Source organism: Fictibacillus terranigra (genome assembly GCF_030412265.1).
In the GTDB taxonomy this organism is placed as follows: Bacteria; Bacillota; Bacilli; order Bacillales; family Fictibacillaceae; genus Fictibacillus_C; species Fictibacillus_C terrinigri.
On record NZ_JAUHLN010000001.1, the window covers coordinates 1,421,711 to 1,444,190 of the forward strand.

The following is a 22,480-nucleotide window of genomic DNA, read 5'->3' on the forward strand; positions in this document are numbered from 1 at the left end:
GCGGCAGGGCTTTTACTGTAGAATGTAGATATAAAAGCTTAAAACAAGCTGATAAAAGGGTGAAACATTTCATGAACAAAAACATCCATTGCTGTGCAACCTGCATCAATTTCAAGGCTTCAAAAACAGAGCAGGGAATGAAATATGAATGTACAAGACTTGGGTACGAAACCAAGCCCACTTATCAATTTAACTGCTGGGAACCAAAGGAGCACGTTAAAAAATGGCTGGATAAAGCATAGCTTTACCAGCCCCTTCCGGCACCGCCTCCCCCAGAAGAACCGCCTCCACCTCCTCGCCGGCCGCCGCCTCCACCGCCTCTGGAAATGATAGAGAGGATCATGTAAGTCAGAAACCCATTAAAAAATTTCACATCCAAAAAAATGACCAAAGCGATGATAATAATGTAAAACCACGAAAAGGGATCTTTTTTCTTCTCTTCAGAGGGAGGGCCGTTCCCTTGCCCTTTATATTCTTGTTTGATTTCTTTAGCGATTGCTTGATACGTTTGTGTAACTGCCAATTCTGGCTTGCCTCGTTTCAGATAGGGAATGGCATTCTCGTCCAGAATTCTGCCGGCTTTTCCGTCAGGAATGGCTCCTTCGAGGCCGTACCCGACTTCAATCCTGATTTTCTTCTGTGACATGGCGACGACGAGCAGTACTCCATTGTCCGCTTTTTTTGTCCCCAGCCCATATGTTCGATAAGCCTTATTCGCATAGTCCTCAATGGGCTCGCTGCCAATCGAGTCAACGGTCAGTACAGCAAGCTGTGCGGTCGTTTCATCTTCCAGCTGTCTGCCTATTGACTGCAATTGGGACCGTTGCTGCTGATTTAAAATATGGGCGTTGTCCTGAACATAAATATCTCCCGATGGAGCCGGAATCTTTGCTGCTGATACCGGTTCTCTTGCTGTCAATATGGTGAAAAAGAGAAACACCATGAGAGAGAGGGAGAATTGTTTGGAAGACATTATCCGTTTCCTCCAAAGTCTACCTTTGGTGGCTCTTTTGCGTTGGCATTGGCTTTAAAGTATTCCTTTTCATCAAATCCTCCTATCCCTGCAATTAAAGCACCCGGAAATCGTTTCACTTTTTTATTATAGGAAGCGACCTCTTGGTTGTAATCTCTTCTAGCGACAGCGATGCGGTTTTCGGTGCCTGCAAGTTCATCCATGAGCTGTGTAAACTGTTTATCAGCTTTGAGGTTCGGGTACTGCTCCTGAATGACTAGAAGCCTGCTCAAGGCACCGGTTAATTGATCATTGGCTTGTGCTTGTTCCTGGGTGGATTGTGCACCGGCGAGGCGGGCACGTGCGTCCGAAATATCCTTTAAGACCTTCTTCTCATGTGAAGCATAGCCTTTGACCGTATTCACTAGGTTAGGCACCAAATCGACACGCCGCTGAAGCTGGGTCTCAATCTGCGAGTAGGACTGATTGACGTCCTCTTCCTTGTTGACAAAACCGTTGTAGCTTGCTGCAAACCAAATTCCGATAATACCTATGATGATTACAGGCCATATCCAGCTTTTCTTCATATGTACACTCCTTCAATAATTTTACATTAATTTTTAGTTTTCCCCTATCTTATGATTTAAAAACAGAAAATATGGCTTAGAATTAATCTGATTAACCTTGTTAAAAAGAGGGTAAACACCCTATGTAGACGGATAAATAACGAAGGAGGAATTGAAAATGAATGAAGACCAAACAAAAGGAAAGATGGATCAGATCAAAGGTGAAGCAAAACGAGGGCTAGGCAAGCTCACCGGAGATGAAACGACTGAAGCGGAAGGAAACAAAGATAAAGCAAAAGGTAACCTCCGTGAAGGTTTTGGAGACGCTAAAGAAAAAGCAGCAGATAAAGTGAACAGCCTTTTTGATAATCAAAGAGATTAAGAAAAAGGGAAACAAGGCCAGCGGTGAGCGGGCCTTGTTTTTTTGCAAAAAAGCGTGGGGACCGGCATTAAATGGGCTAATTATACCTAAAAATAACGAGCACTTCGTCTTATTGTTTTTCTGCTGATCCGTATGTAACATTACCTTATTAAGGAAATAAGGGAGGTACATACGTGTGGGTCGATTTATATTAAAATGCATCACATTGCTTTTCTTGCTCGCTTTACTCTATCCGATCAGTACGGTTAAAGCTGAAAGTTCAGTCAAACTCGTTTCTGATACTCCTTTAAATGAGCGTTTACATGAGATTGTTTTGAGCAGCTCGGCACTAGGCAAGGAAACCTCTTTACGTGTATTGCTTCCTTCTGGTTACGATGAGCATCCTGACGTCAAATACCCAGTATTATATTTGCTGCACGGCTGCTGCGGTGACTATAAGGCATGGACGGCTAGAACGGATATTGAGAAGTTTACGGAAAATATGCCTCTTGTCATTGTTATGCCGGACGCTGGAAAAGGAGCGAGCTATTCAGATTGGTATAATAATGGCGCTTATGGAACACCCCAATGGGAGAAATACCATATCAATGAATTGATTCCTTGGATAGAACAATACTATCATCTGAATACCACCCGGGAAGGACGGGCAGTTGCCGGCCTTTCCATGGGTGGATTTGGTTCCATGTCTTATGCGGCACGGCACCCTGATTTGTTTGCTGCAGCCGCCTCTTTTTCCGGAGTTCTTGATACGAATTTGGATCCGGATTTTTTGGATAAAACAATTTTTCAAAATCAAGAAAAAGTGCCCCCGGGGACCGTTTGGGGAGAACGAATTAGTCATGAAATCATTTGGAGGACCCATAACCCATGGGATTTGGCAGAAAACTTGGCAGGGGTGGATCTCTCGATCTATACCGGGAACGGAGAGGCAGGAGGCCCTCTGGATGGCGGGGTGGAATCCCCGGTAGAAAAAAAGGTCTTCAATATGTCTGCGAGTCTTCATAATCGATTAGAGGAATTGGATCTTCCTCATGTTTGGGAAAGCTATGGGAATGGATCTCATACATGGGGATACTGGCAGAGGGATCTGCACGAAACACTTCCGAGGTTTATGGAAAAATTCAGGAATCCCTCGAGCAGACCTGTCCCATTTTCATATAAGACAGCAGAGAATTCTTTTACTGTCTATGGTTGGCAGGTGAAATTCCAGAGGGAAGACATGGAGTTCGCACGGCTGTCTCAAGTCTCAAAGCAAGGCTTTAGTATTACCGGTTCGGGGGCAGCAACTATTACAACAGCTCCTTGGTTTAAACCTAATACACGATATAAAATTTATGGCATGAAGAAATACAGTGCGAAAATCATTACATCCGACCGTCAAGGAAGATTGCATCTGAATGTGGACTTCTCTAATAAGAAGCCAAAAGAAAAGAACAGAACCATTTCCATTACTTTTGTACCATTGCGGTAAACCCATAGAAAAACGCCCCCTAAATGGGGCGTTTTTTTATTTTTATTTGGATGCCTTAACAGCGAAATTCTCCAAGGATGTATCGCAGGAATGCACGGAACGTTTTTTAATGACGTACGTGCCTGTGATGATTAAATAGATAAAAAGTGTAACAAGAGTTATGACCACGGAGGTCGTATACATAATGCCGACGAGGATCGCGAATAAAGCAATAATGGCGATCCATGTCGTATAGGGAAACCATTTAACACGAAATCCCGAGATGCCGGTCTGTTTTTTTCTTGATTTGAGATGAGCGAAGGCAAGGGTCAGCCAGATAAATAGCACGGTATAACCTAAAGAGCCCATAAGATAATTGAACGTTTTGCTGCCGGCAAACAAAGAGATAAGGACACCCGCATAAAGTGAGGATGTGCAAAGCAGGATGGAATAGACAGGCACCTTATTAGCGGTGAGCTTAGCAAAAATTTTCGGAACCTGGCCATCTGCTGCCTGGTTATAAAGTACACGGGAAGAACCGTACAGCCCGGAGTTCATGGATGATATAATCGCGAGCAATATCACGCCATTCATCACGTGATCAGCTCCCGGGATGCCGATCATCTTAAATACCATGACAAAGGGACTTTGCTGAACACCGTTGACATCATTCCAGGGAATGAGACTGACGATAATAAAAAACGGAAATAGGTAAAAAGCAATGATGCGTGTTAAGGTGCTGCGGACCGCTTTCGGTACGGCTTTTTCCGGATTTTTCGTTTCAGCCAGCGTAACACCAATGATTTCAGTTCCGCCATACGAGTAGATGACCACCAGCATGGCCGCGATTAAACCTGAAGAGCCTTTGGGAAAAAATCCGCCGTGATCCGTCAAATGGGAAAAACTCGGAGCAGTATGCCCGCCGAACGATACGAACAAAAGAAATAGTCCGGAAAGAATAAAAATAATAATGACACTAATCTTAATCCAGGCAAGCCAATACTCCGTTTCTGCAAACAGTTTAACGGAAAGAAGATTGATAACTGTTACTGCTGCGGAAACCAAAAGGGCCAATACCCATATCGGACCATCAGGAAACCAATACTGAAGGAAAATGGCAGCGACCACTGCTTCAGCAGCGATGTTTAATACCCACATTTTCCAGTAAATCCAATCCAGAAAATAAGCAGGAAAAGGTCCCAGTGCAGACTGAACCAAGTCACGAAACGTCCTGGCCTGCGTGTTTTGTACGGCCATTTCCGCCAATCCCTTCATGATGAATAATAAAATGATGCCGCCGATCAGATAAGCGATGATTACAGATGGACCCGCCATATCAATGGCATCACTGCTTCCTTTAAATAGTCCTGCCCCAATACTTCCTCCCAACGCCATCATCATAATATGGCGCGATGTCATGGTGCGCTGCAGTTTCTTGCTGTTGTTCTCCATAACCTAATCTCTCCTTGAACCCATAATAGTTAATAAAAAAGGCTTACCGTCTCTTGCCTCATGAATAATGAGAAAAGAGACGATAAGCCTTATGACTAACCGCGGTACCACTCTAATTGATTCGCTTTGAACCCTGCTTTTTCATACCAGATAACGGTGGTTAGCCGTCAAAACTTAGGGAATCACTTGTTTTCCTCTGGTCCTACTGCTCCCGGGCGAGTTCAAAGTATTCATAGACTGCTTTACACCATACCGCAGCTCTCTGTGGCTATAAATTGAACTTTTACTGCTCCCGTTCCATGCGTTTTCATATCGACGTTTCAAATATTATTCCATACTATAAGCGCTGATAAGCAGTTTGTCAACCCTTCTTCACATGCAAGCATTCAAACAGAAACTTGAATTTATGTCACCAATGAATGTAAAGATCTGTCATAGCAGTGCAACGATAAAATGAGGAGGAGTTTAGCATGGAAAGAAGATTTTTATTAGGGATGGTGAATCCAGAGGGTTATGAGGCAATGTTAAAACTTGAACAATATGTGATGTCTGCAAGTTTGGACCCTAAGCTGAAAGAGCTCATAAAAATTCGTGCCTCCCAGATCAATGGGTGCGCCTACTGTATTGATATGCATACGACGGATGCACGTTTAATGGGGGAGACCGAACAGCGGATCTACTCCCTTAATGGCTGGCGGGAATCACCATTCTTTTCAGCTGTAGAACGAGCGGTTCTTGCGCTGACTGAATCGGTCACACTTGCGTTTAATGCCGGAGCTTTCGGAATGAGTTTATATCATCCTTTCTAGTAAGCAGCCGGTAATAGCCGTATACCAGAAAATAAGGAATCAAATAGGAAATAAATGTCCAATAAATTGTCCAGCCATGATCATAAACAATATGGTTTCTATACAACGAAAGATATTCTAAACCAGTCGTGCCTAAGGTGAATACAAAAATGAGAAGAAGATCATCGATTTTGGAAACAGAGATGAAATAAATCATGTATGAGCAAAGCACCGGAAAAATGCCCAGATTATACGGCATGGCAGAAATGTATTGATCCATAGAATAAGGCGCGACTCTCCAAAAATGAAAGTGAGTTCCCCAGCCATTAATGATGAAAGCGATGACTGAGGTAATGGGGGAAATCACTAAAATAAGTCTGTAGTCTTTATAGACAAGAATTAGAGCTGCAAGCCAAGGCAGAGCCATATATAACAGAACAAATGTAATCATGCTATCACCCAAAATATGACGTTGGTGATAGCATGTTTCATTCATCTGCCTTTCATTCCAAACGGAAAAACGACTATCCTAGTGAACGGAAGCAATATAAATAATTGTTCCTTTGAGTTAATAAACAATTGATGCAACGTTTTGGACTCCCTTAATATCAGTATTATATAAATATTACCATTGTTAATATTTTACGAAACTGATAAAAACATTTTAATATTTAAAAAAAACAGGTTAATGTTCTCTGCTTCATGTCCTGTATTATACCGACTATTTCCTTAGGTTTAAGGGACGGTTCTTAATGCTTTGTAAAAGGGACTTAACTCATGAAGTAAAAATGAAATAATCGCACGTAAAGTTTTTTGCGATTCCTATTGAAACATTCTGAAAACTAATGTAGAGTAATAAGTACAATTTGATACGTGATTTGTTTTCTTATCAAGAGAGGTAGAGGGAATGGCCCGATGATACCTCAGCAACCTTCAGCCGCGGATGGCTGAAAAGGTGCTAAGTCCATCAAGTTCGTGAATGAACTTGAAAGATAAGAAGAACGACAATTGATATTTCTCAAAAGTCTTCTTCTTAGAAGGCTTTTTTTATTTTATTTTTAGGAGGATTCCCATGTATAAAACGCAGACAAAGCTTGCACAGATCGGAAACCGAAGTGAAGACCGCACAGGATCAGTCAATCCACCCGTCTATTTTTCCACAGCTTATCGGCATACTGGAATAGGAGAATCAAGCGGGTATGATTACATACGCACCGGCAATCCAACACGGCAGCTGCTGGAGCAGGCAATAGCAGATCTGGAAGGAGCGGACCAAGGCTTCGCTTGCAGTTCGGGAATGGCCGCGATTGCCACCATTCTTTCCCTTTTTCAGTCAGGGGATGAATGGATCGTATCCAGCGATTTATATGGGGGGACTTATCGGTTACTGGAGGAAGGCTATAAAAAGTGGGGGTTGTCCTGTAAATACGTTGACACCGCAAATCCCCTTGAAATTGAGAAGGCAATAACAAAGAAAACAAAAGCCATTTTTCTTGAGACCCCTACAAATCCTTTAATGGAAACCTGCGATATCCAAGCGATAGCTGCTGTTGGAAAGGTACACGGCCTCCTCGTTATTGTTGACAATACGTTCTACACGCCTTTGCTTCAAAAACCGATCGAACTTGGAGCAGATATCGTCATTCATAGTGCGACCAAATATCTTGGGGGACACAACGATGTACTCGCAGGGCTCGTTGCTGCAAAAGGAGAGGAACTATGTGAAGAATTGTCCTACCAACATAATGCCACAGGTGCAGTCTTAAGTCCGTTTGACGCCTGGCTGTTGATGAGAGGAATGAAAACCCTCGCTTTAAGAATGAAAAAGCATGAGGAAAACGCCAGGGAGCTCGTCAATTTTCTCCGAGGACATGAAGCTGTCGCGGATGTGCTGTATCCCGGAAGAGGTGGAATGATCTCTTTTCGGCTTCAACGGGAAGAATGGGTACCTGATTTCCTAAAGGCGGTTTCACTGATCACGTTTGCGGAAAGCCTAGGCGGTGTAGAAAGCTTTGTTACTTACCCAGCTACTCAGACACATGCCGACATTCCGGATCATATACGCATCCAGAGAGGGGTGTGCAACCGTCTCTTGCGGCTGTCAGTTGGAATTGAAGATGAAAAGGACCTGATAGAAGACTTGACGCAAGCACTTCAAATCGTTCAAAAGGAGGCAATTACCCATGAGTGACTATTCCTGTTATAACTTTCAAACAAAATTGCTGCATCATAAGCATAAGACGGATCCTGTTACCGGCGCGGTCAGTGTACCTATGCATCTTTCCTCGACGTTCCACCAAGAGGATCTTGACCAGTTCGGAAAATATGACTATAGCCGATCAGCCAATCCGACAAGAGAAGCATTGGAAGAGCAGATCGCCCAGTTGGAGGGAGGCTGTCGGGGTTTCGCGTTCTCTTCGGGCATGGCCGCAATCTCAACCGCTTTTCTCCTCCTGTCACAAGGTGACCATGTTGTCATTTCAGAAGATGTTTACGGGGGAACTTACCGAATGGTTACGGAAGTGCTCACACGGCTCGGAATTACCCATACGTTTGTTGATATGACCGATTTGAAAGAAGTAGAGCAAGCCGTTCAGCCGAATACGAAAGCATTCTATATCGAGACACCGTCCAATCCGCTGTTAAAAGTAACGGATATACAAGCGGTGAGTGAGCTTGCCAGACAACAGGGAGCACTCACCTTTGTAGATAATACGTTCTTAACCCCTGCTCTTCAGCAGCCTTTATCGCTGGGAGCGGATATCGTTCTTCACAGCGCGACAAAGTTTCTTGCCGGCCACAGTGATGTTGTTGCGGGGCTAGCGGTTGTTAAGGATGAAGAGCTCGCAGAACGCCTTTATTTTCTTCAGAATTCTTTTGGAGCAGTACTGGGAGTCCAGGATGCATGGCTCCTCATGCGCGGGTTGAAAACGTTGTATGTCCGCCTTCGCCATTCTTCAGAGGCAGCTGGCAAACTTGCAGAGTATTTAAATCATCACCCTCTTGTAAAAAAGGTGCATTATCCAGGACTGAAAGAGCACTCCGGCTATCCATTGCAGCGCCGGCAGGCTGAGGGTCCTGGAGCAGTGTTTTCCTTTGAGCTGGAAAGCGAACAGCTGGTAAGACCTTTTACGTCACATCTGCAGATACCCGTATTAGCGGTGAGCCTTGGAGCAGTGGAGTCCATTTTATCTTACCCGGCAAAAATGTCACATGCGGCCATGCCGGAGCAGGAACGAAAGAAAAGAGGAATTACCAATACACTTTTCCGTTTTTCAGCAGGACTCGAAGACCCTGAAGACCTTATCGCTGATTTTGAGTTCGCATTGGCACAGAGCACAATTCAGGTGCTTGCAAAATAAAAGTACCGATCCTGGCTGTACGGTAAGTGGCAGGGGAGGGACAGAAACAGTGTTAATAAAAATTAATGGTTGACCTGATATACAGAAAACGGAGCAGGCATATAAATGCCTGCTTTTTGATTGATCTATCTGTTATTTTTACTTGTGAGCATCTGACTGGTCTCATCTTCCACAAAATCAGCAGAAGCAGACGGACCTGAATTTTCACTGGTTATTTTGTCTTGGCCCTCTTGCAGATTGGAGGCAAGAATTCTTTTCCGGCCATGAGTATCATGTTTAGGATTCATCATTTGTCCCCTCCTGACAGAATCGCATACCTGCTATAAATATCAGGTATGACTAAAAATGTCTTATTGATTATTGGACTGTTGTTGACTCTGTCCCTGCATGCCCATTCCCATCACATCTGAAGCAAGCGGCATCATGTTTTCCATTTTCCTGCCATTACCACTCATCATTTGATACGCCGCAATGCCAACTCCTACTGAAGCGATAATTGGTAAAATCGTATTCAAATTGGCTTTCATTACCTCACCTCTTTAAATTTTTGTCCATTTCTGAACCATATTATTTTGTCTAAAAACCATTGAATGAATTAAGTTGATTATTACCAAAACGGATCTTTTCCTCTTTTCATGCATAATACAGAATATTTTCCAAAAGCTAACGATATAAAGAAAGGAGAGAACCTCTGTATGAATAAGAAACTCAATCTGATTCAATTTATGGTTATCGTTTTCATGATCGCTGTTTTAACAGCCTGTACGAATGGCCGAGATGACAAGCAGGGAATGGATAACGCAAACAAAAATATGAGGAACATCAGTACTGACGAAAATACAGGCAACAATGAGAACCAAGATAATCGGCTGGATGTGGCTGATGAAGCAGCCGATCAAGTAGTCCAACTTAAAGAAGTGCGTCAGGCGAACGTCATCGTTACGGATGATAATGCCTATGTGGCAGCTGTTTTAGAGGATGGAGATAACGGCAAGCTGACAAAGCAAACCGAGAAAAAAATAGCAGACAGAGTAAAAAGTACAGATCCTGATATTAACGACGTATTTGTATCTACGAACCCTGATTTTTTTGACCGTGTTCAAAAATACGTGAATGATATTCAAGCCGGAAAACCTGTGACAGGTTTCGTTGAAGAATTCAGCGAGATGGTTCGGAGATTATTCCCAACACAAAGGTAAAAGGGGCAAATGCTCTTCTGTTTGCCAAACAATAATACTTGTTGAGCCACAAAAAGTGGCTTTTTTTATTTTAATATAATATTTTTCGAGTATTGCGAAAATTCAACAAAGTATGATAAAATTTTCGCATGTCTTAAAGATAACATCAGGAAGGATGACATAGTATATGAGCCTCTTTCGTACAAAAAGTATTGATCAGCTTATTCAAACGAGCCAGAAAGGACAAACGTTAAAAAAGGCCTTGGGTGCTTGGGATTTAACGATGCTTGGGATTGGCGCCATCATAGGTACAGGGATTTTCGTTCTGACTGGTAAGGGAGCATTAACGGCTGGACCAGGATTAATCCTTTCCTTTGTGATCGCAGCCCTTGCCTGTGGGTTTGCGGCACTGGCCTACGCGGAATTCGCATCAACCGTTCCCGTTTCAGGCTCTGTATATACATACAGCTATGCAACGATGGGAGAATTTATCGCTTGGATTATCGGATGGGATCTCATTCTTGAATATGCACTGACAACATCCGCGGTTTCAGCCGGGTGGTCTGGATATTTTCAATCCTTGCTTGGTGGATTTGGCATTCATTTGCCTAAAGTGCTGACTGCTGCTCCAGGTTCGATTCCAGGAGCGACGACTTACTTTAATCTTCCAGCCTTCATTATCCTTATTCTTGTGACTTTCCTCCTCTCAAGAGGTGTAAAAGAATCAACACGTATTAACAACATTATGGTCATCATAAAAGTGGCGGTTGTTCTGCTGTTTATCGTCGTTGGTGCCGGTTACGTTAAACCTGAACAATGGCAGCCTTTCACTCCGTTTGGTTTCAGCGGTGTGTTCAAGGCGGCGGCTCTCGTGTTTTTTGCCTATATTGGTTTTGATGCAGTAACATCAGCCGCAGAAGAAGTGAAAAACCCTGCAAAAGATCTTCCTAGAGGGATTATTGCTTCTTTATCCATCTGTACCCTTCTATACATTGTCGTTACGTGTATCATGACGGGAATCGTACCTTATGCAAAATTTGAGGGTATTGATCATCCGGTATCTCTTGCACTGCAGATGGCTGGCCAAAACTGGGTGGCCGGATTTATTGACCTAGGAGCCATCTTGGGTATGACAACGGTTTTGCTCGTCATGGCTTTTGGCCAAAGCCGAATCTTTTTTGCAATGTCCCGTGATGGTTTGCTTCCAAAAATGTTTTCTAATGTTCACCCTAAATATAAAACGCCATACGGATCGACATGGCTCGTAGGATTGGTCTCGGCTTTGGTAGGAGGGCTGATTCCACTAGGCCGTCTTGCTGAACTGATCAATATAGGAACGCTTTTCGCATTTACCCTGATCTCGATTGCGGTTCTAATCCTCCGCAGGACACAGCCGGATTTAAACCGCCCGTTCCGCTGTCCGGGCGTACCGGTTGTACCAATCTTGGCGGTCGCTTTCTGTGTGTTCTTAATGACACAGCTGGCGGCAATCACCTGGTATTCGTTTGCCATTTGGCTGGCAGTCGGCCTCATCATTTACTTTGCTTATTCAAAAAAGCATTCGGCTTTGAACACAGCGCAGCCAGAAGGAGTATCGATGAAGACAATGGAGAAGTCATTTTAATTAGGAAAGCGGCTCTGAAATTGGAGCCGCCTTTTGTTTGGGGGCAAGGTGGAGAAGGAGGGCGACTCAACCGATATTTTGGAAAGAACTCTTAGAAGAGAGATATATGAAGAAGTGGATGATATTATATGGATCACATAAAGGAAAATATTAGACGAGCAGATCAATCAGTCAAGATTCAGAGTTAGTATAATTACAGATGAGGTTATAAAAAGGCGGATTAAGGGCCCCCTCCGTCATATCGATTGTCGCCCATCAAATGATTAGAATCCTCGCCAGGCTTCGCACCAGGGTGGGTGGACCGGTTCAACTGATTATTATTTTTTTTGCGTCTCCAATCGATAAAGAAAGCAAAAAGCAGCAAGAAGAATATAAAGAGCGATAGCCCCATCATGGGTAAACACCTCCGTCTATATTTTTTGTTTTTTGGATAATTCTTAATCTCTCATAGCGGTCATCTTTTCCATCATATTTTAAAAATTTATCCTCACTATTCCCATCTGGCCGTATTACTTTTACTCTATTCTTGTGAGGACATTCCATCCCTTCCGCAGCCACTGATCAAAACGTACTTAAACAATAGAGGCATCATTGTCCTGGTCCATCTTTTCAATACATATTCCCTCCCTCTCTGTAAGGATATCTTTTATTATCATCCATAATATGGACATATGCCAAATAAAAGTACGTTGAAGGAAAAACGAATCTTAATGCTCAGAGCAACAACTTGCAAATGGGGTTGTTTATGTAGAAATGGCTACCACTATGGCAGCCTTCATTCAACACTACTTTTTAAAATTTTTTACGACCCTAAAGGATTGGACATTCACCGTTATATTTTTTCCCGATTGATCTTTAAAAATATACTCAGCTTTCCTCTGAAACAACGCCATTTTTTTCATTTTTATTTTTGGGATCTCCTCTAGTGAAAAACGGATACCTTCTTCGGTGAATATATCAATATTGAAAGTGTCTCTCCCATTCTCAGACATCAAATTCCCCTTTTAAAGAATTTTTTCGTGAACAATTTTAATGTATTTCAATCGCCTAAGAATTGTGTATGTACCCAATGGAATTATTTGCAACACGGCGATAGTCAAAATGGCTTTTCCGCAGCAATAAAGAAGATATTTAAACAATTAAGATTCATTGTAGAAAATAGAGTGTGCCAGCTATTTTGGCGGACAATCGTGCAAGTTTTCTTTCATGCCTTTCATACCTTTGGAACTGGGGTTTTCATGGCAGCAAAAAAGTCGATAAATGTCCACCATCGGATACTTCCAAAAGATTCTCTTATTTATTTCGCTTAAAAATAAGCTCCTGCAACTGCTTGTATCAAGAGGAAATGGACGATTAACAGCTTAAATACCGAGGATAAGGCGGTATTTTTGCGTTGGGCCATATCTGCTCATTTGCGGATTTTAAAAAAAATAAATGGTTGTCCAACCAAATCTAGTAAATCTGCATAAACTGTAATAATTAACTAGAAGGGAGAGGGTCATCATCATACAAGTAAAAGATGAGGGCTTATAAATTAATAGTATAGGGGGAAATGTAATTGGAAATGAAAGGGTTCCATATCATTATTGATGCGTTTAACTGCAAGTCCAGTATTCTGAATGACGCAAAGGAGCTTGAAAACCAACTGAATCTAACGGCGGAGCGACTGGAAATGACAGTATTAAATCGCTACTTTTACAGTTTTCAGCCGTATGGGGTGACAGGTACGCTTGTACTATCTACCTCCCATATGTCCATACACACGTGGCCAGAAAAGAACTATGCGGCTATTGATATTTACACTTGCGGAACAAAGAATCCATTTCTTGAAGTACAAAATGTCCTTAATTTTCTAGGTGCAGATTATGCTGTAGTACACGATGTTTCCAGAGGAGAAGAGTACATTGCGAACCCGTCGGTCCGTATTATTCGAAAAAACGGTGGTAGCTAAAATCAACTCCATCACAAAACCCGATTTCAACAAGAAACCGGGTTTTTTATTTTTTCTGTAATAATGGATGAATGGGAAGGTTATACTGCCCATGCTGATCTGGATGGACAATGCCTTTCTCGGTTATGAAGGCCGTTATCAGATGATACGGAGTAACATCAAAAGCAGGATTGTAAATCTTGATGCCTTCCGGTGCTGTTCGTTTTCCAAGAACTGCTGCTACCTCTTCTATGGGTCTTTCTTCAATCGGAATATCCAGGCCGGACATCGTCTGCAAATCAATCGAAGATGTTGGCGCAGCCACATAAAACGGGATATTATGAGCTTTTGCAAGGAGTGCAAGTCCATACGTACCAATCTTGTTGGCTGTATCTCCATTTGCGGCTACCCGGTCCGTTCCCACAATGACCGCTTGAATCCAGCCCTTTGCCATAACCATGGCAGCCATGTTGTCGCATAGAAGAGTAACATCAATATCCGCCTGCTGTAATTCCCATGCGGTTAAACGGGCTCCTTGAAGTACAGGCCGAGTTTCACCGGCAAACACCTTCAAATGCCATCCTCTTGCCTTGGCGAGATAAAAAGGCGCTGTAGCTGTCCCATATTTTGCCGTTGCCAAACTGCCTGCATTGCAATGAGTGAGGATTCCCATATCATCCTTAAATAATGTCAAAGCATGTTCACCGATGTTTCTGCAAGCTTCCTCGTCCTCCAACTGAATGAATAAAGCTTCCTCAAGCAGCGCAGCTTTTATTTTTGGCAATTGTGATCCTAGGGCTGTTTCTTGATAGGCTCTGTTCAAAAGTCGTTCTATTGCCCAGCATAAATTGACAGCTGTCGGCCTTGCTGTTGTTAAATATGCAGCTTTTTTCTCTAGACTTAGAAGAAAGTCATCTTCATGTTCTTTACTGTCCCTTACCCCTAAATATAAGCCGTATGCGGCTGCCATTCCAATGGCAGGAGCACCGCGTACTTTTAGTGTATGAATGGCCTCCCATACATCTACTATCTCGGTTAACTCGATATATACCGTTTGTGCGGGGAGCTGGGTCTGATCGAGTAATATCAATCGGTCATTATTCCATTCAACGGATTGCACAATCTTACCCATCGGAAGACACCTTTTTAGCTAGGGACGTGATATCCTTAATGTTCTGTATACGATCACCTTTTATAACGAGCTGCTGGCCAATACCGAGGGCTAGTTTTTCGCCCTTTGCTCGAGATTCGAGGTCTTCTATACTTTCAAGATCTTCCACATGCGCGAGGCCAATAACCCTGCGCAACATTTTACAACCTGCAAATCCAGACGCATCTTGAAGAATCCTCATTATATAATCGTCAACATACCCTTTTGCTGCTGCCGTTGGTTCTTTTGCTTGTTCCTTCCATAACGCTCTAAATTCCTGCTCAAAGGCTAACCAAACTTGTTCAATGGTATTTAGTAGATAGTTCTGATAGTCTTTGCGTTTGCGTTCTTCCACACTTAATGAATGCCCCACTTGTGAGGCATAGGAGAGCAGCAGATTGGCAAAAAGGGCCCCGACATCGAATCCCATCGGTCCATAAAAGGCAAATTCAGGATCGATCACTTTAAGGTCGTTCCCGGTAACCATGATGCTTCCTGTGTGCAGATCCCCATGAATGAGCGCCTGCGAATGAGTAAGAAACTTTTCCTTCAGTTTAGCGATCTGATATTTGAGCTTGTCATTTCCCCAAATTTTCTTCACTTCCTCATCCAGCAACGGGTTAAATCGGTTGGTTTCTGCATCATAATAGGGATCGGTAAACACGAGGTCTTCCGTAATTTTGCACATCTCCGGGTTTGAAAATTGGATCATTCGATTCTTTTTTTCGAGCGGATCCAAGACGATATCAGAAGTGAGCAGCAGTGTTCGGGCAAGAAAAGAACCGATTTGTTTTGCAAATAATGGATAGGCTGTTCTTGCCATTAACCCTTTGCGCAGGATGATATGTGTCGACAAGTCTTCCATGACTGTAAGGGCCAATCCAGGATCATAGTGATAGACTTTCGGAACCATTCCAGGGCACATGCAATGGTGAACGATCAGGGCTTCACTTTCAATCCTGGCCCTGTCCAAGGTTAACGGCCACGACTCCCCTACCACTCTTGCATAGGGGAGTGCCTGTTTGATAATCACTCCTGTTGCCGCTGATTTTTCTTTGATATGAAAAACGAGATTTAAATTTCCATCTCCAATTTCACGGCACACAAGAGAAGAATGATCAGGAAATATCCCCAGCTTGCCGACATACTCCATTGCTTGCTGTGAATTAAGAGGATAATAATTTGACATCGATCATCATTCCTTTGTTCTCTTTTGATCCAATCGCAATTTGATGATGTGGACAAACATTGTTTTTTTTGCAAACCCATACACCAAATCACTTAAACTATCATATGCTGATTCTATGAAAGAGGTGATGAAAGGTTAATAAATCCCTTTTTCTTTTAGGAGGTGACAAAGAATGGCGGCAGCAGTAGAAGATTATGTTTTGGCCACTTACTTGCTGCATGGCAATGTAAACTATCATAAAAAGGCTCACGATATCGCCATTGGACTCACTGTAGGTACATGGACCGAACTTACAAAGGAACAACAACAGAAAATGATGCAGCACAAAGGCAAGGTGTTCGACATCCATGAAATTGATTCCGAACCCAGAAAAGCTTTTATCACGATCGGATACCCAATCACCAATATGACCCCTGATCTGCCTTCCATCCTGACGACTGTCTTTGGAAAACTATCTATGGATGGCCAAATTAAATTAATGGACCTTGAATTACCAGATTCTTTTATCGCACAATTCCCAGGCCCCCGTTTCGGTATAAAGGGTGTCCGAAACTTGCTCGGTGTGAACGAACGCCCTCTGCTAATGAGCATTTTCAAGCAATGTATCGGTTTGTCATTGGTAGAACTGGATGAAGAGTACCAAAAACAAATCGCGGGTGGCGTCGATCTGGTAAAAGATGATGAAATCTTTTTTACCAGGGATCCAAACGATGTCGTTCAAAGAATTAAACAAATGGAAAAACGAAACAGAGAACTTCAGGAACAGTCGGGAAAAAAGGTCCTTTACGCCGTCAACCTGACGGGCCCAGTTACAGAATTAACCGAACGTGCCAAACGCTATGTGGGGGAGGGGGCTTCATGTTTGCTGTTAAATGTCTTTCCATATGGACTGGATATTCTTCACCGGCTGGCTCAAGATCCGGATATCAATGTACCAATCATGGCTCACCCTTCCTTTTCGGGGGCATTATATCCTTCAGCCGAGTTTGGTGTCGCTGCCCCCCTTCTGCTCGGAAAAATTATGCGATGGGCAGGCGCTGACATGACCCTCTATCCTTCCCCGTATGGATCGGTCACGATGCCAAAAGAGGATTCTCTAAAAATCGCAAGCCATTTACGTTCGGCCAATAAATATCATGTGCGAGCTTTTCCGGTGCCTTCTGCAGGAGTATATCCAGGGCTTGTCCCCCTTTTGTATCGGGACTTCGGAAATGAAGTGATTGTCAATGCAGGCGGAGGCATCCATGGACATCCACAAGGGGCAACGGCAGGAGCAAAAGCCTTTATTCATGCCATAGAAGCTGTTACAACGGGACGTTCCTTGGAGGAATACGCCCTGCAATCACCTGAACTTTATACTGCCATCCAAAAATGGGGAGTGAAGGCTACGTGACAACATCCTCCACGATCATGATCTTCTGTGATTTTGACGGAACAATCACGAAAATCGATAACATCATCCGCATCATGCGCCATTTTGATCCTCCAGGCTGGGAAATAATTAAAGACGATATTTTGAATCAACGGATAAGTATCCGTGACGGTGTTGGAACATTGTTTTCCTTGCTGGATACCTCACAACAAGATGAAATTGTTCGATTTGCGGTTGAAAAGGTTGAAATTCGCAGCGGGTTCCCAGAATTTGTGGCGTTTTGCGAGAAACGAAACATCGAGCTTTTGGTGATAAGCGGGGGCATTGATTTTTTTGTTTATCCGATCCTTTCCCGTTTTAACATTCCGCCGAAAAACATTTATTGCAACGTGGGCAGCTTTAGCGGGGAGAAGGTCAACATTGTATGGCCATATCCTTGTGATGAGCATTGTTCGAACGACTGCGGCCTGTGTAAACCGAGTATCATTCGTTCTTTCCAAAACCTTCCCGATAAGAAAACCGTCAAGAAAGTCGTCATTGGAGACAGCATCACAGACGTAGCTGCAGCGAAACAAGCTGACCTTGTGATCGCCAGAGAACTTTTGTTGGAGAAGTGTAAACAATACGCACTGCCTTACAGAGAATTTCATTCCTTTTACGATGTCATTGCGATCTTCCAACAATTATACAAGCGAGGTGATCTATTTGATGGACACCCTTAAAAATGTCACATTGGAGGATATTCAAGCCTCCTTTTCGCTCCTGCGTGAGATGAAGAAAACATTCGCAACAAGGGGCTGGTTTCCAGCAACAAGCGGCAATCTCTCGATTCGGGTCAGACCTGGATTGGAGATTTTTGCGATCACATCCAGCGGGAAAGATAAATCCATGGACACCCCGGAAGATTTTCTAATCATCGATGTGCAAGGAAAACCCCTCACAACGACAGCATTAAAGCCTTCCGCAGAAACGCTGATCCATACGGCAGTATATGAATCCATCCCTGATTGTGAAGCGGTTTTTCACGTTCATACGGTTCCAAATAATCTGATTTCCGAGCTGTATGGGGATGAGGGGGAGGTTATCTTTAAAGGACAAGAACTGATTAAAGCATTTGATCTATGGGAACAAGATGCCTCTATTTCGATCCCGATCGTAGAAAACTTTGCGGATATTCCTAAGCTGGCTGCAGAGATCAAAAAGAGCTTGAAGTTCGAGGTTCCCGGGGTATTAATTCGAAACCACGGTATATACGTATGGGGGGACAGTGATTTTAGCGCCAAACGCCATCTGGAGGCATTTGAATTTTTGTTTAACTATCACATCAGACTGCTTTCGATCCAACGGAAGGTCTAATGGTTCCGGCCCGAAAAAGCCGGCCAAAAAAAATCAATTGACAAGGGGATAGTGTAAATGGCAAACATTCGTATTCGAAATACAAATGAACGATTAACAACTGAAGAAAGTGTTCGGGAATTTCTCGAAGCTCAGGGAGTTTTATATGAACATTGGGACCCTGAGAAACTGCCAGAAGATCTTCGGGATAAATTTATCCTTTCCGATGAGGAAAAAGCAAAGATCCTGGAGACCTATCATGATGAAATTACGTCACTAGCCACTCGAAACGGCTACAAAGAATGGGATATCATCTCTTTGTCTGATGCCACTCCAAACTTGGATGTCCTTCTGAAAAAATTCGAACAAGTCCATGTCCACACAGAGGACGAAGTTCGTGCCATTACAGCAGGAAACGGCATCTTCACGATCAAAGGAGAAAAGGCGGGATATTTTGATGTGGAGCTGTCCGCAGGAGATGTCATCTCTGTGCCAGTTAACATCCCTCACTTTTTTACTTTAATGGAAAACCGTAAAGTCGTCGCCGTTCGATTGTTTATAGATTCCACAGGTTGGGTAGCTCATTCATATAACGATCCTGATTTTAAAGCGTAAAGAATAGAGAGGCATGTTTTGTCTCTTTTTTTGTTGTTAAGTAAAGCATAAAGGCTATCCTCTTAAAGGATAGCCTTTGCAAATAATATTCTGTTAAATGAATTAACGAGATCCTGCTCCGCCAAAACCTCCGGAAAGTTGCGATTGTGCTTGAGCAACAAGACGTTTTGTGATCTCACCACCTACTGAACCGTTCGCGCGAGAAGCTGTGTCAGCTCCTAGTTGAACACCAAACTCAGTAGCAATTTCATATTTCATTTGATCTAGTGCTTGTTGTGCACCTGGTACCAATACCTGATTACGATTTCCACCACTACGATTTGCCATTATGTAATCACCTCCTTTTTGATAACATCTCACCAGCAACAAGTTTTTATTCATATATTTGAAGTAATTGTTAAAGATTTACTGATTTAGTGTGAATATTTCTGTTTCCTTTGTTCATATTAAAAAATAGTGAGATTGGAATTATGTAACAGTGACATTATTTATAAAAAACGACTACCTACAAGTAGGTAGTCACAGCCATTTAGAAGTATTAAGTTGTAGGTACATTTTAATTAAATTCCCGTCAAAGTGGTCTGAAATGGATTAGCGAGACGAATCAGAACCCCCAAGTCCAGAAAGCTGCTGTTGAGCTGCAGCAACCAAACGCTTTGTAATTTCACCGCCAACTGAACCGTTTGAACGGGAAACCGTATCAGAACCAAGTTGTACCCCGAATTCCGTAGCGATCTCATATTTAAATTGGTCGATTACTTGTTGAGCCCCCGGAACCAGTAATTCATTACGACCTCGATTTGCCATATATCTCACCTCCCTATATAGTTATAATCCCTTTATGAAATCAAAACATGCCCTGAAATATATGGGATTACAGGGAGGTTAGATGGAACATATCAAAAAGGCTGCCTAAAATGTTATAGACAGCCTGATCCATTCCTATTTATTGTTGTTGTCCGCCAAATCCAGACAGCTGCTGTTGGGCAGTAGCTACTAGACGTTTAGTGATCTCTCCACCGACGGACCCGTTTGCACGAGAAGTTTGGTCAGCTCCCAGTTGTACTCCAAATTCAGTAGCGATTTCAAACTTCATTTGGTCGATCGCTTGTTGTGCACCTTGTACTAATAGGCGATTACGGTTTCCTTCACCACGATTTGCCATATTGTTCACCTCCGTTTCATTATTAAATTCTGAATATATGCCTCAATTAATACCATGAAATTTTTGTAAAAATACATGCTTGAGTTCATGGTATAAAGAGTTTGATTCTGGTTTTTATGGGTATTTGATAACAGGTAAAATGTTGTTTGCCAAAGCACTTCCTTCATTTATCCCTTAACCTCCTGTATCTTTAACATTAGAAGCAGCACCCATGGGTCAAATTCACGATTTTCGGACAAACGAATAGAGCAGCTGAGCATTTTATATAAGGTTACAAGGCTGTTGTAAATGAAGAACGATCCCCCCATACATGCAGGTGTTAACAACAACCAGTTCGGGACTTTCCTTCCCCGATCCTGGACCAATGCAAGCGCGAGCAGAGAAGCGGTCACCGATAAAATAGCGGTAAAGCCGATGCCATAATCGTACAGATATCTGCTGACTGCGCCGGCGTTCGTCTCGATGGAGGAATGGAGATCCTCAATCCCTTTACTGGTAGAGGGAAATGACAATTCCATTGGCCCAAAGCGTCTTAAAATCACATAGGGAATGAGCGCAAAAGACGCAGTATATCCCCATTTTTTTTGATAACCACCCTGTTCTTTTCTTCCTCATGGGAATCTCCTTTCTGATAATTTTGTTACTCATATTTTAGGGAACGAAAGTAAACAAGAGGTAAACAGCAGAGAAACTTCATCCCAATTTTGCAATGGTACTGAGTTTTATGTGTTTACATAATTTTAATTTGATTGTAATGGAGCCCTTCAGATTTCTCATTTACAATTAAACATTGTAAATAAAGGAGGAATCACGATGTATAAAAGAATCACCGGGTTATTAGCCATATTTTTAGTTAGTCAGCTTACGGCTGACCAGTATGCGGTGGCTGCATCCTACACCGTTCAGCAGGGAGATACGATTTCAAAAATAGCCGACAAGTATAAAACCTCTAAAGACAGAGTGGTAAACCTGAATAAATTATTTACTACTGGCCTGGAACAAGGACAAAGTTTAGAGATTCCTAATCCTGTGCAGCACAGGGTAATAGAAGGAGATACTATTCATAAACTCGCCGTTAAATATGGTGTTTCTACCACACAGATGAAACGAGCGAATCCCCAAATTACCAATTATCGAATGATTTATCCGGGACAAATTATTAAAGTGCCCATGAAAAACGAACCGGGTTACTATATGGGTAATACGAGCAAGAAGCAGATTGCCCTTACTTTTGATGATGGACCGGATAACCGCTTTACTCCACAAATTTTAAAAATCTTAAAAGAAAAAGGCGTTAAAGCTACTTTCTTTGTGGTTGGAGAGAGGGCAAAGCAATATCCTGACAGACTGAAGCAAATTTACAGAGAAGGACATGCTATTGGTAATCATACTTGGGATCATCCGAACATAACGCAACTTACAGACAAGGAACTAGAGAAAAACATACAGTCAACAAGCACAGAAATTGAAAAAATTACAGGTCTCAAAACAAATTTATTCCGGCCTCCGTTTGGTGAAATAAACGATCACCAGATAGACATGCTTAATAATCATCACTATCATTCTGTTTTGTGGACAGCAGATACCAAGGATTGGAATGGTACATCAGCTGAAGAAATTGTATCAGCGGTAAAGAAGAACGCAAGCCCTGGAGTTATTGTTCTTCAACATTCCTATCATGAATCCGGGAAATTCGAAACAGTTAAGGCCCTGCCTCAAATGATTGACCAATTACGAGCAAAAGGATACAAATTTGTTACCGTTCCATCCCTAATAGGTCAGTAGTAGGGAATTAAATCCAACAAAAAAACAGAGTAACCGTCCGATAACGGTTATTCTGTTTCTTTATTATAAATCCTTAAAAAAAGTTTACAGTCTATTTAAATCCTTCTATCAGGAAATGTTTTATCAGCTGTGGTGGGGAAACGCCAGAGTTATATAAGAAAAATGGTCAATTGTGGGCATGTTAT

26 protein-coding genes, 2 pseudogenes, 1 riboswitch and 1 other annotated feature are annotated in these 22,480 nt (G+C 42.6%); of the genes and pseudogenes, 15 read left to right on the plus strand and 13 right to left on the minus strand.

Going from position 1 to position 22,480, the window contains the following annotated elements:
- The first annotated feature begins 71 nt into the window (after positions 1-71).
- Complete coding sequence (locus tag QYF49_RS07115) at positions 72-242, plus strand: hypothetical protein (protein ID WP_290398886.1); 171 nt, start codon at positions 72-74, stop codon at positions 240-242.
- A gap of 2 nt (positions 243-244) precedes the next feature.
- On the opposite strand, the gene QYF49_RS07120 is transcribed toward QYF49_RS07115, so the two are convergent.
- Both QYF49_RS07120 and QYF49_RS07125 read right to left on the minus strand, forming a co-directional pair.
- On the minus strand, positions 245-973 hold the full coding sequence (locus QYF49_RS07120) for a TPM domain-containing protein (protein ID WP_290398887.1): 729 nt from the start codon (positions 971-973) through the stop codon (positions 245-247).
- Positions 973-1,539: a LemA family protein gene (locus QYF49_RS07125; RefSeq protein WP_290398888.1), complete on the minus strand. Its 567-nt coding sequence runs from the start codon at positions 1,537-1,539 to the stop codon at positions 973-975. Before QYF49_RS07125 ends, QYF49_RS07120 begins: the two co-directional genes overlap by 1 nt.
- Before the next feature lie 157 nt (positions 1,540-1,696).
- On the opposite strand from QYF49_RS07125, the gene QYF49_RS07130 reads away from it, so the two are divergent.
- Together QYF49_RS07130 and QYF49_RS07135 are read left to right on the plus strand one after the other, a co-directional pair.
- A complete protein-coding gene (locus tag QYF49_RS07130) occupies positions 1,697-1,900 on the plus strand; it encodes a CsbD family protein (RefSeq protein ID WP_290398889.1) in 204 nt (67 codons plus the stop codon).
- A 175-nt stretch (positions 1,901-2,075) separates the two neighbouring features.
- Positions 2,076-3,371 carry an alpha/beta hydrolase gene (locus QYF49_RS07135; protein WP_290398890.1) on the plus strand — a complete coding sequence of 432 codons (1,296 nt, stop codon included), beginning with the start codon at positions 2,076-2,078 and terminating at the stop codon, positions 3,369-3,371.
- Positions 3,372-3,413: 42 nt separating this feature from the next.
- On the opposite strand, the gene QYF49_RS07140 is transcribed toward QYF49_RS07135, so the two are convergent.
- Positions 3,414-4,802 (minus strand): amino acid permease, encoded by a 1,389-nt coding sequence (locus tag QYF49_RS07140; protein WP_290398891.1) that lies wholly within the window; start codon positions 4,800-4,802, stop codon positions 3,414-3,416.
- A 72-nt stretch (positions 4,803-4,874) separates the two neighbouring features.
- Positions 4,875-5,111: a binding site (T-box leader), on the minus strand.
- 161 nt (positions 5,112-5,272) lie between these two features.
- Between QYF49_RS07140 and QYF49_RS07145 the strand changes: the two are divergent.
- A pseudogene (locus tag QYF49_RS07145) lies at positions 5,273-5,563 on the plus strand (carboxymuconolactone decarboxylase family protein); the annotation flags it as partial.
- A 4-nt stretch (positions 5,564-5,567) separates the two neighbouring features.
- Here the strand turns inward: QYF49_RS07145 and QYF49_RS07150 are convergent.
- A complete protein-coding gene (locus QYF49_RS07150; protein WP_290398892.1) occupies positions 5,568-6,041 on the minus strand; it encodes a CBO0543 family protein in 474 nt (157 codons plus the stop codon).
- A 432-nt stretch (positions 6,042-6,473) separates the two neighbouring features.
- A riboswitch (SAM riboswitch) is annotated at positions 6,474-6,589 on the plus strand.
- Positions 6,590-6,662: 73 nt separating this feature from the next.
- Here QYF49_RS07150 and QYF49_RS07155 point away from each other — a divergent pair.
- A complete protein-coding gene (locus QYF49_RS07155; RefSeq protein WP_290398893.1) occupies positions 6,663-7,781 on the plus strand; it encodes a methionine biosynthesis PLP-dependent protein in 1,119 nt (372 codons plus the stop codon).
- Entirely contained in the window at positions 7,774-8,952 is a 1,179-nt protein-coding gene (gene metC, locus QYF49_RS07160; protein ID WP_290398894.1) for a cystathionine beta-lyase, read from the plus strand. The genes QYF49_RS07155 and metC overlap by 8 nt, the downstream gene beginning before the upstream one ends.
- Positions 8,953-9,077: 125 nt before the next feature.
- On the opposite strand, the gene QYF49_RS07165 is transcribed toward metC, so the two are convergent.
- Together QYF49_RS07165 and QYF49_RS07170 are read right to left on the minus strand one after the other, a co-directional pair.
- Positions 9,078-9,242 carry a hypothetical protein gene (locus QYF49_RS07165; RefSeq protein WP_290398895.1) on the minus strand — a complete coding sequence of 55 codons (165 nt, stop codon included), beginning with the start codon at positions 9,240-9,242 and terminating at the stop codon, positions 9,078-9,080.
- 60 nt (positions 9,243-9,302) lie between these two features.
- Positions 9,303-9,479: a hypothetical protein gene (locus tag QYF49_RS07170; protein WP_290398896.1), complete on the minus strand. Its 177-nt coding sequence runs from the start codon at positions 9,477-9,479 to the stop codon at positions 9,303-9,305.
- Between the two features lie 168 nt (positions 9,480-9,647).
- Here QYF49_RS07170 and QYF49_RS07175 point away from each other — a divergent pair, with 168 nt between their 5' ends.
- The 3 genes and pseudogenes from QYF49_RS07175 to QYF49_RS25690 all read left to right on the plus strand — a co-directional run.
- The gene (locus tag QYF49_RS07175) at positions 9,648-10,151 is read left to right on the plus strand and encodes a YhcN/YlaJ family sporulation lipoprotein (protein ID WP_290398897.1); all 504 of its coding nucleotides are present in this window, start codon (positions 9,648-9,650) and stop codon (positions 10,149-10,151) included.
- 166 nt (positions 10,152-10,317) lie between these two features.
- A complete protein-coding gene (gene bcaP, locus QYF49_RS07180) occupies positions 10,318-11,754 on the plus strand; it encodes a branched-chain amino acid transporter BcaP (protein ID WP_290398898.1) in 1,437 nt (478 codons plus the stop codon).
- 33 nt (positions 11,755-11,787) lie between these two features.
- Positions 11,788-11,871: pseudogene (locus QYF49_RS25690) on the plus strand (DNA mismatch repair protein MutT); the annotation flags it as partial.
- A 103-nt stretch (positions 11,872-11,974) separates the two neighbouring features.
- On the opposite strand, the gene QYF49_RS07185 reads toward QYF49_RS25690, so the two are convergent.
- Positions 11,975-12,148 (minus strand): hypothetical protein, encoded by a 174-nt coding sequence (locus QYF49_RS07185; RefSeq protein WP_290398899.1) that lies wholly within the window; start codon positions 12,146-12,148, stop codon positions 11,975-11,977.
- A 1,170-nt stretch (positions 12,149-13,318) separates the two neighbouring features.
- Here QYF49_RS07185 and speD point away from each other — a divergent pair.
- Positions 13,319-13,705 (plus strand): adenosylmethionine decarboxylase, encoded by a 387-nt coding sequence (gene speD, locus QYF49_RS07190; RefSeq protein ID WP_290399075.1) that lies wholly within the window; start codon positions 13,319-13,321, stop codon positions 13,703-13,705.
- A gap of 46 nt (positions 13,706-13,751) precedes the next feature.
- Here speD and mtnA read toward each other — a convergent pair whose 3' ends face one another.
- Together mtnA and mtnK are read right to left on the minus strand one after the other, a co-directional pair.
- Positions 13,752-14,816, minus strand: coding sequence for an S-methyl-5-thioribose-1-phosphate isomerase (gene mtnA, locus QYF49_RS07195; protein WP_290398900.1), 1,065 nt, complete (start codon positions 14,814-14,816; stop codon positions 13,752-13,754).
- Positions 14,809-16,023, minus strand: coding sequence for an S-methyl-5-thioribose kinase (mtnK, locus tag QYF49_RS07200; protein ID WP_290398901.1), 1,215 nt, complete (start codon positions 16,021-16,023; stop codon positions 14,809-14,811). Before mtnK ends, mtnA begins: the two co-directional genes overlap by 8 nt.
- A gap of 172 nt (positions 16,024-16,195) precedes the next feature.
- Between mtnK and QYF49_RS07205 the strand changes: the two genes are divergently transcribed.
- From QYF49_RS07205 to QYF49_RS07220, 4 genes are read left to right on the plus strand one after another with little or no spacing between them, the layout of a single operon-like run.
- Complete coding sequence (locus tag QYF49_RS07205; RefSeq protein ID WP_290398902.1) at positions 16,196-17,416, plus strand: 2,3-diketo-5-methylthiopentyl-1-phosphate enolase; 1,221 nt, start codon at positions 16,196-16,198, stop codon at positions 17,414-17,416.
- Positions 17,413-18,117 carry a 2-hydroxy-3-keto-5-methylthiopentenyl-1-phosphate phosphatase gene (locus QYF49_RS07210; RefSeq protein ID WP_354005803.1) on the plus strand — a complete coding sequence of 235 codons (705 nt, stop codon included), beginning with the start codon at positions 17,413-17,415 and terminating at the stop codon, positions 18,115-18,117. Before QYF49_RS07205 ends, QYF49_RS07210 begins: the two co-directional genes overlap by 4 nt.
- Entirely contained in the window at positions 18,104-18,751 is a 648-nt protein-coding gene (locus QYF49_RS07215) for a methylthioribulose 1-phosphate dehydratase (RefSeq protein ID WP_290398903.1), read from the plus strand. Before QYF49_RS07210 ends, QYF49_RS07215 begins: the two co-directional genes overlap by 14 nt.
- A 57-nt stretch (positions 18,752-18,808) precedes the next feature.
- Positions 18,809-19,345 (plus strand): cupin domain-containing protein, encoded by a 537-nt coding sequence (locus tag QYF49_RS07220; protein ID WP_290398904.1) that lies wholly within the window; start codon positions 18,809-18,811, stop codon positions 19,343-19,345.
- Positions 19,346-19,447: 102 nt separating this feature from the next.
- Here QYF49_RS07220 and QYF49_RS07225 read toward each other — a convergent pair whose 3' ends face one another.
- The 4 genes from QYF49_RS07225 to QYF49_RS07240 all read right to left on the minus strand — a co-directional run bounded on the left by QYF49_RS07225 (position 19,448) and on the right by QYF49_RS07240 (position 21,028).
- Positions 19,448-19,672 carry an alpha/beta-type small acid-soluble spore protein gene (locus tag QYF49_RS07225; RefSeq protein WP_290398905.1) on the minus strand — a complete coding sequence of 75 codons (225 nt, stop codon included), beginning with the start codon at positions 19,670-19,672 and terminating at the stop codon, positions 19,448-19,450.
- Positions 19,673-19,936: 264 nt separating this feature from the next.
- Complete coding sequence (locus QYF49_RS07230; RefSeq protein ID WP_290398906.1) at positions 19,937-20,152, minus strand: alpha/beta-type small acid-soluble spore protein; 216 nt, start codon at positions 20,150-20,152, stop codon at positions 19,937-19,939.
- Between the two features lie 139 nt (positions 20,153-20,291).
- Positions 20,292-20,510, minus strand: a complete 219-nt coding sequence (locus tag QYF49_RS07235) for an alpha/beta-type small acid-soluble spore protein (RefSeq protein WP_290398907.1) — start codon at positions 20,508-20,510, stop codon at positions 20,292-20,294.
- Positions 20,511-20,677: 167 nt separating this feature from the next.
- A complete protein-coding gene (locus QYF49_RS07240) occupies positions 20,678-21,028 on the minus strand; it encodes a hypothetical protein (RefSeq protein WP_290398908.1) in 351 nt (116 codons plus the stop codon).
- A 295-nt stretch (positions 21,029-21,323) separates the two neighbouring features.
- Between QYF49_RS07240 and QYF49_RS07245 the strand changes: the two genes are divergently transcribed.
- Positions 21,324-22,295: a polysaccharide deacetylase family protein gene (locus tag QYF49_RS07245; protein ID WP_290398909.1), complete on the plus strand. Its 972-nt coding sequence runs from the start codon at positions 21,324-21,326 to the stop codon at positions 22,293-22,295.
- The last annotated feature ends 185 nt before the right edge of the window (positions 22,296-22,480 follow it).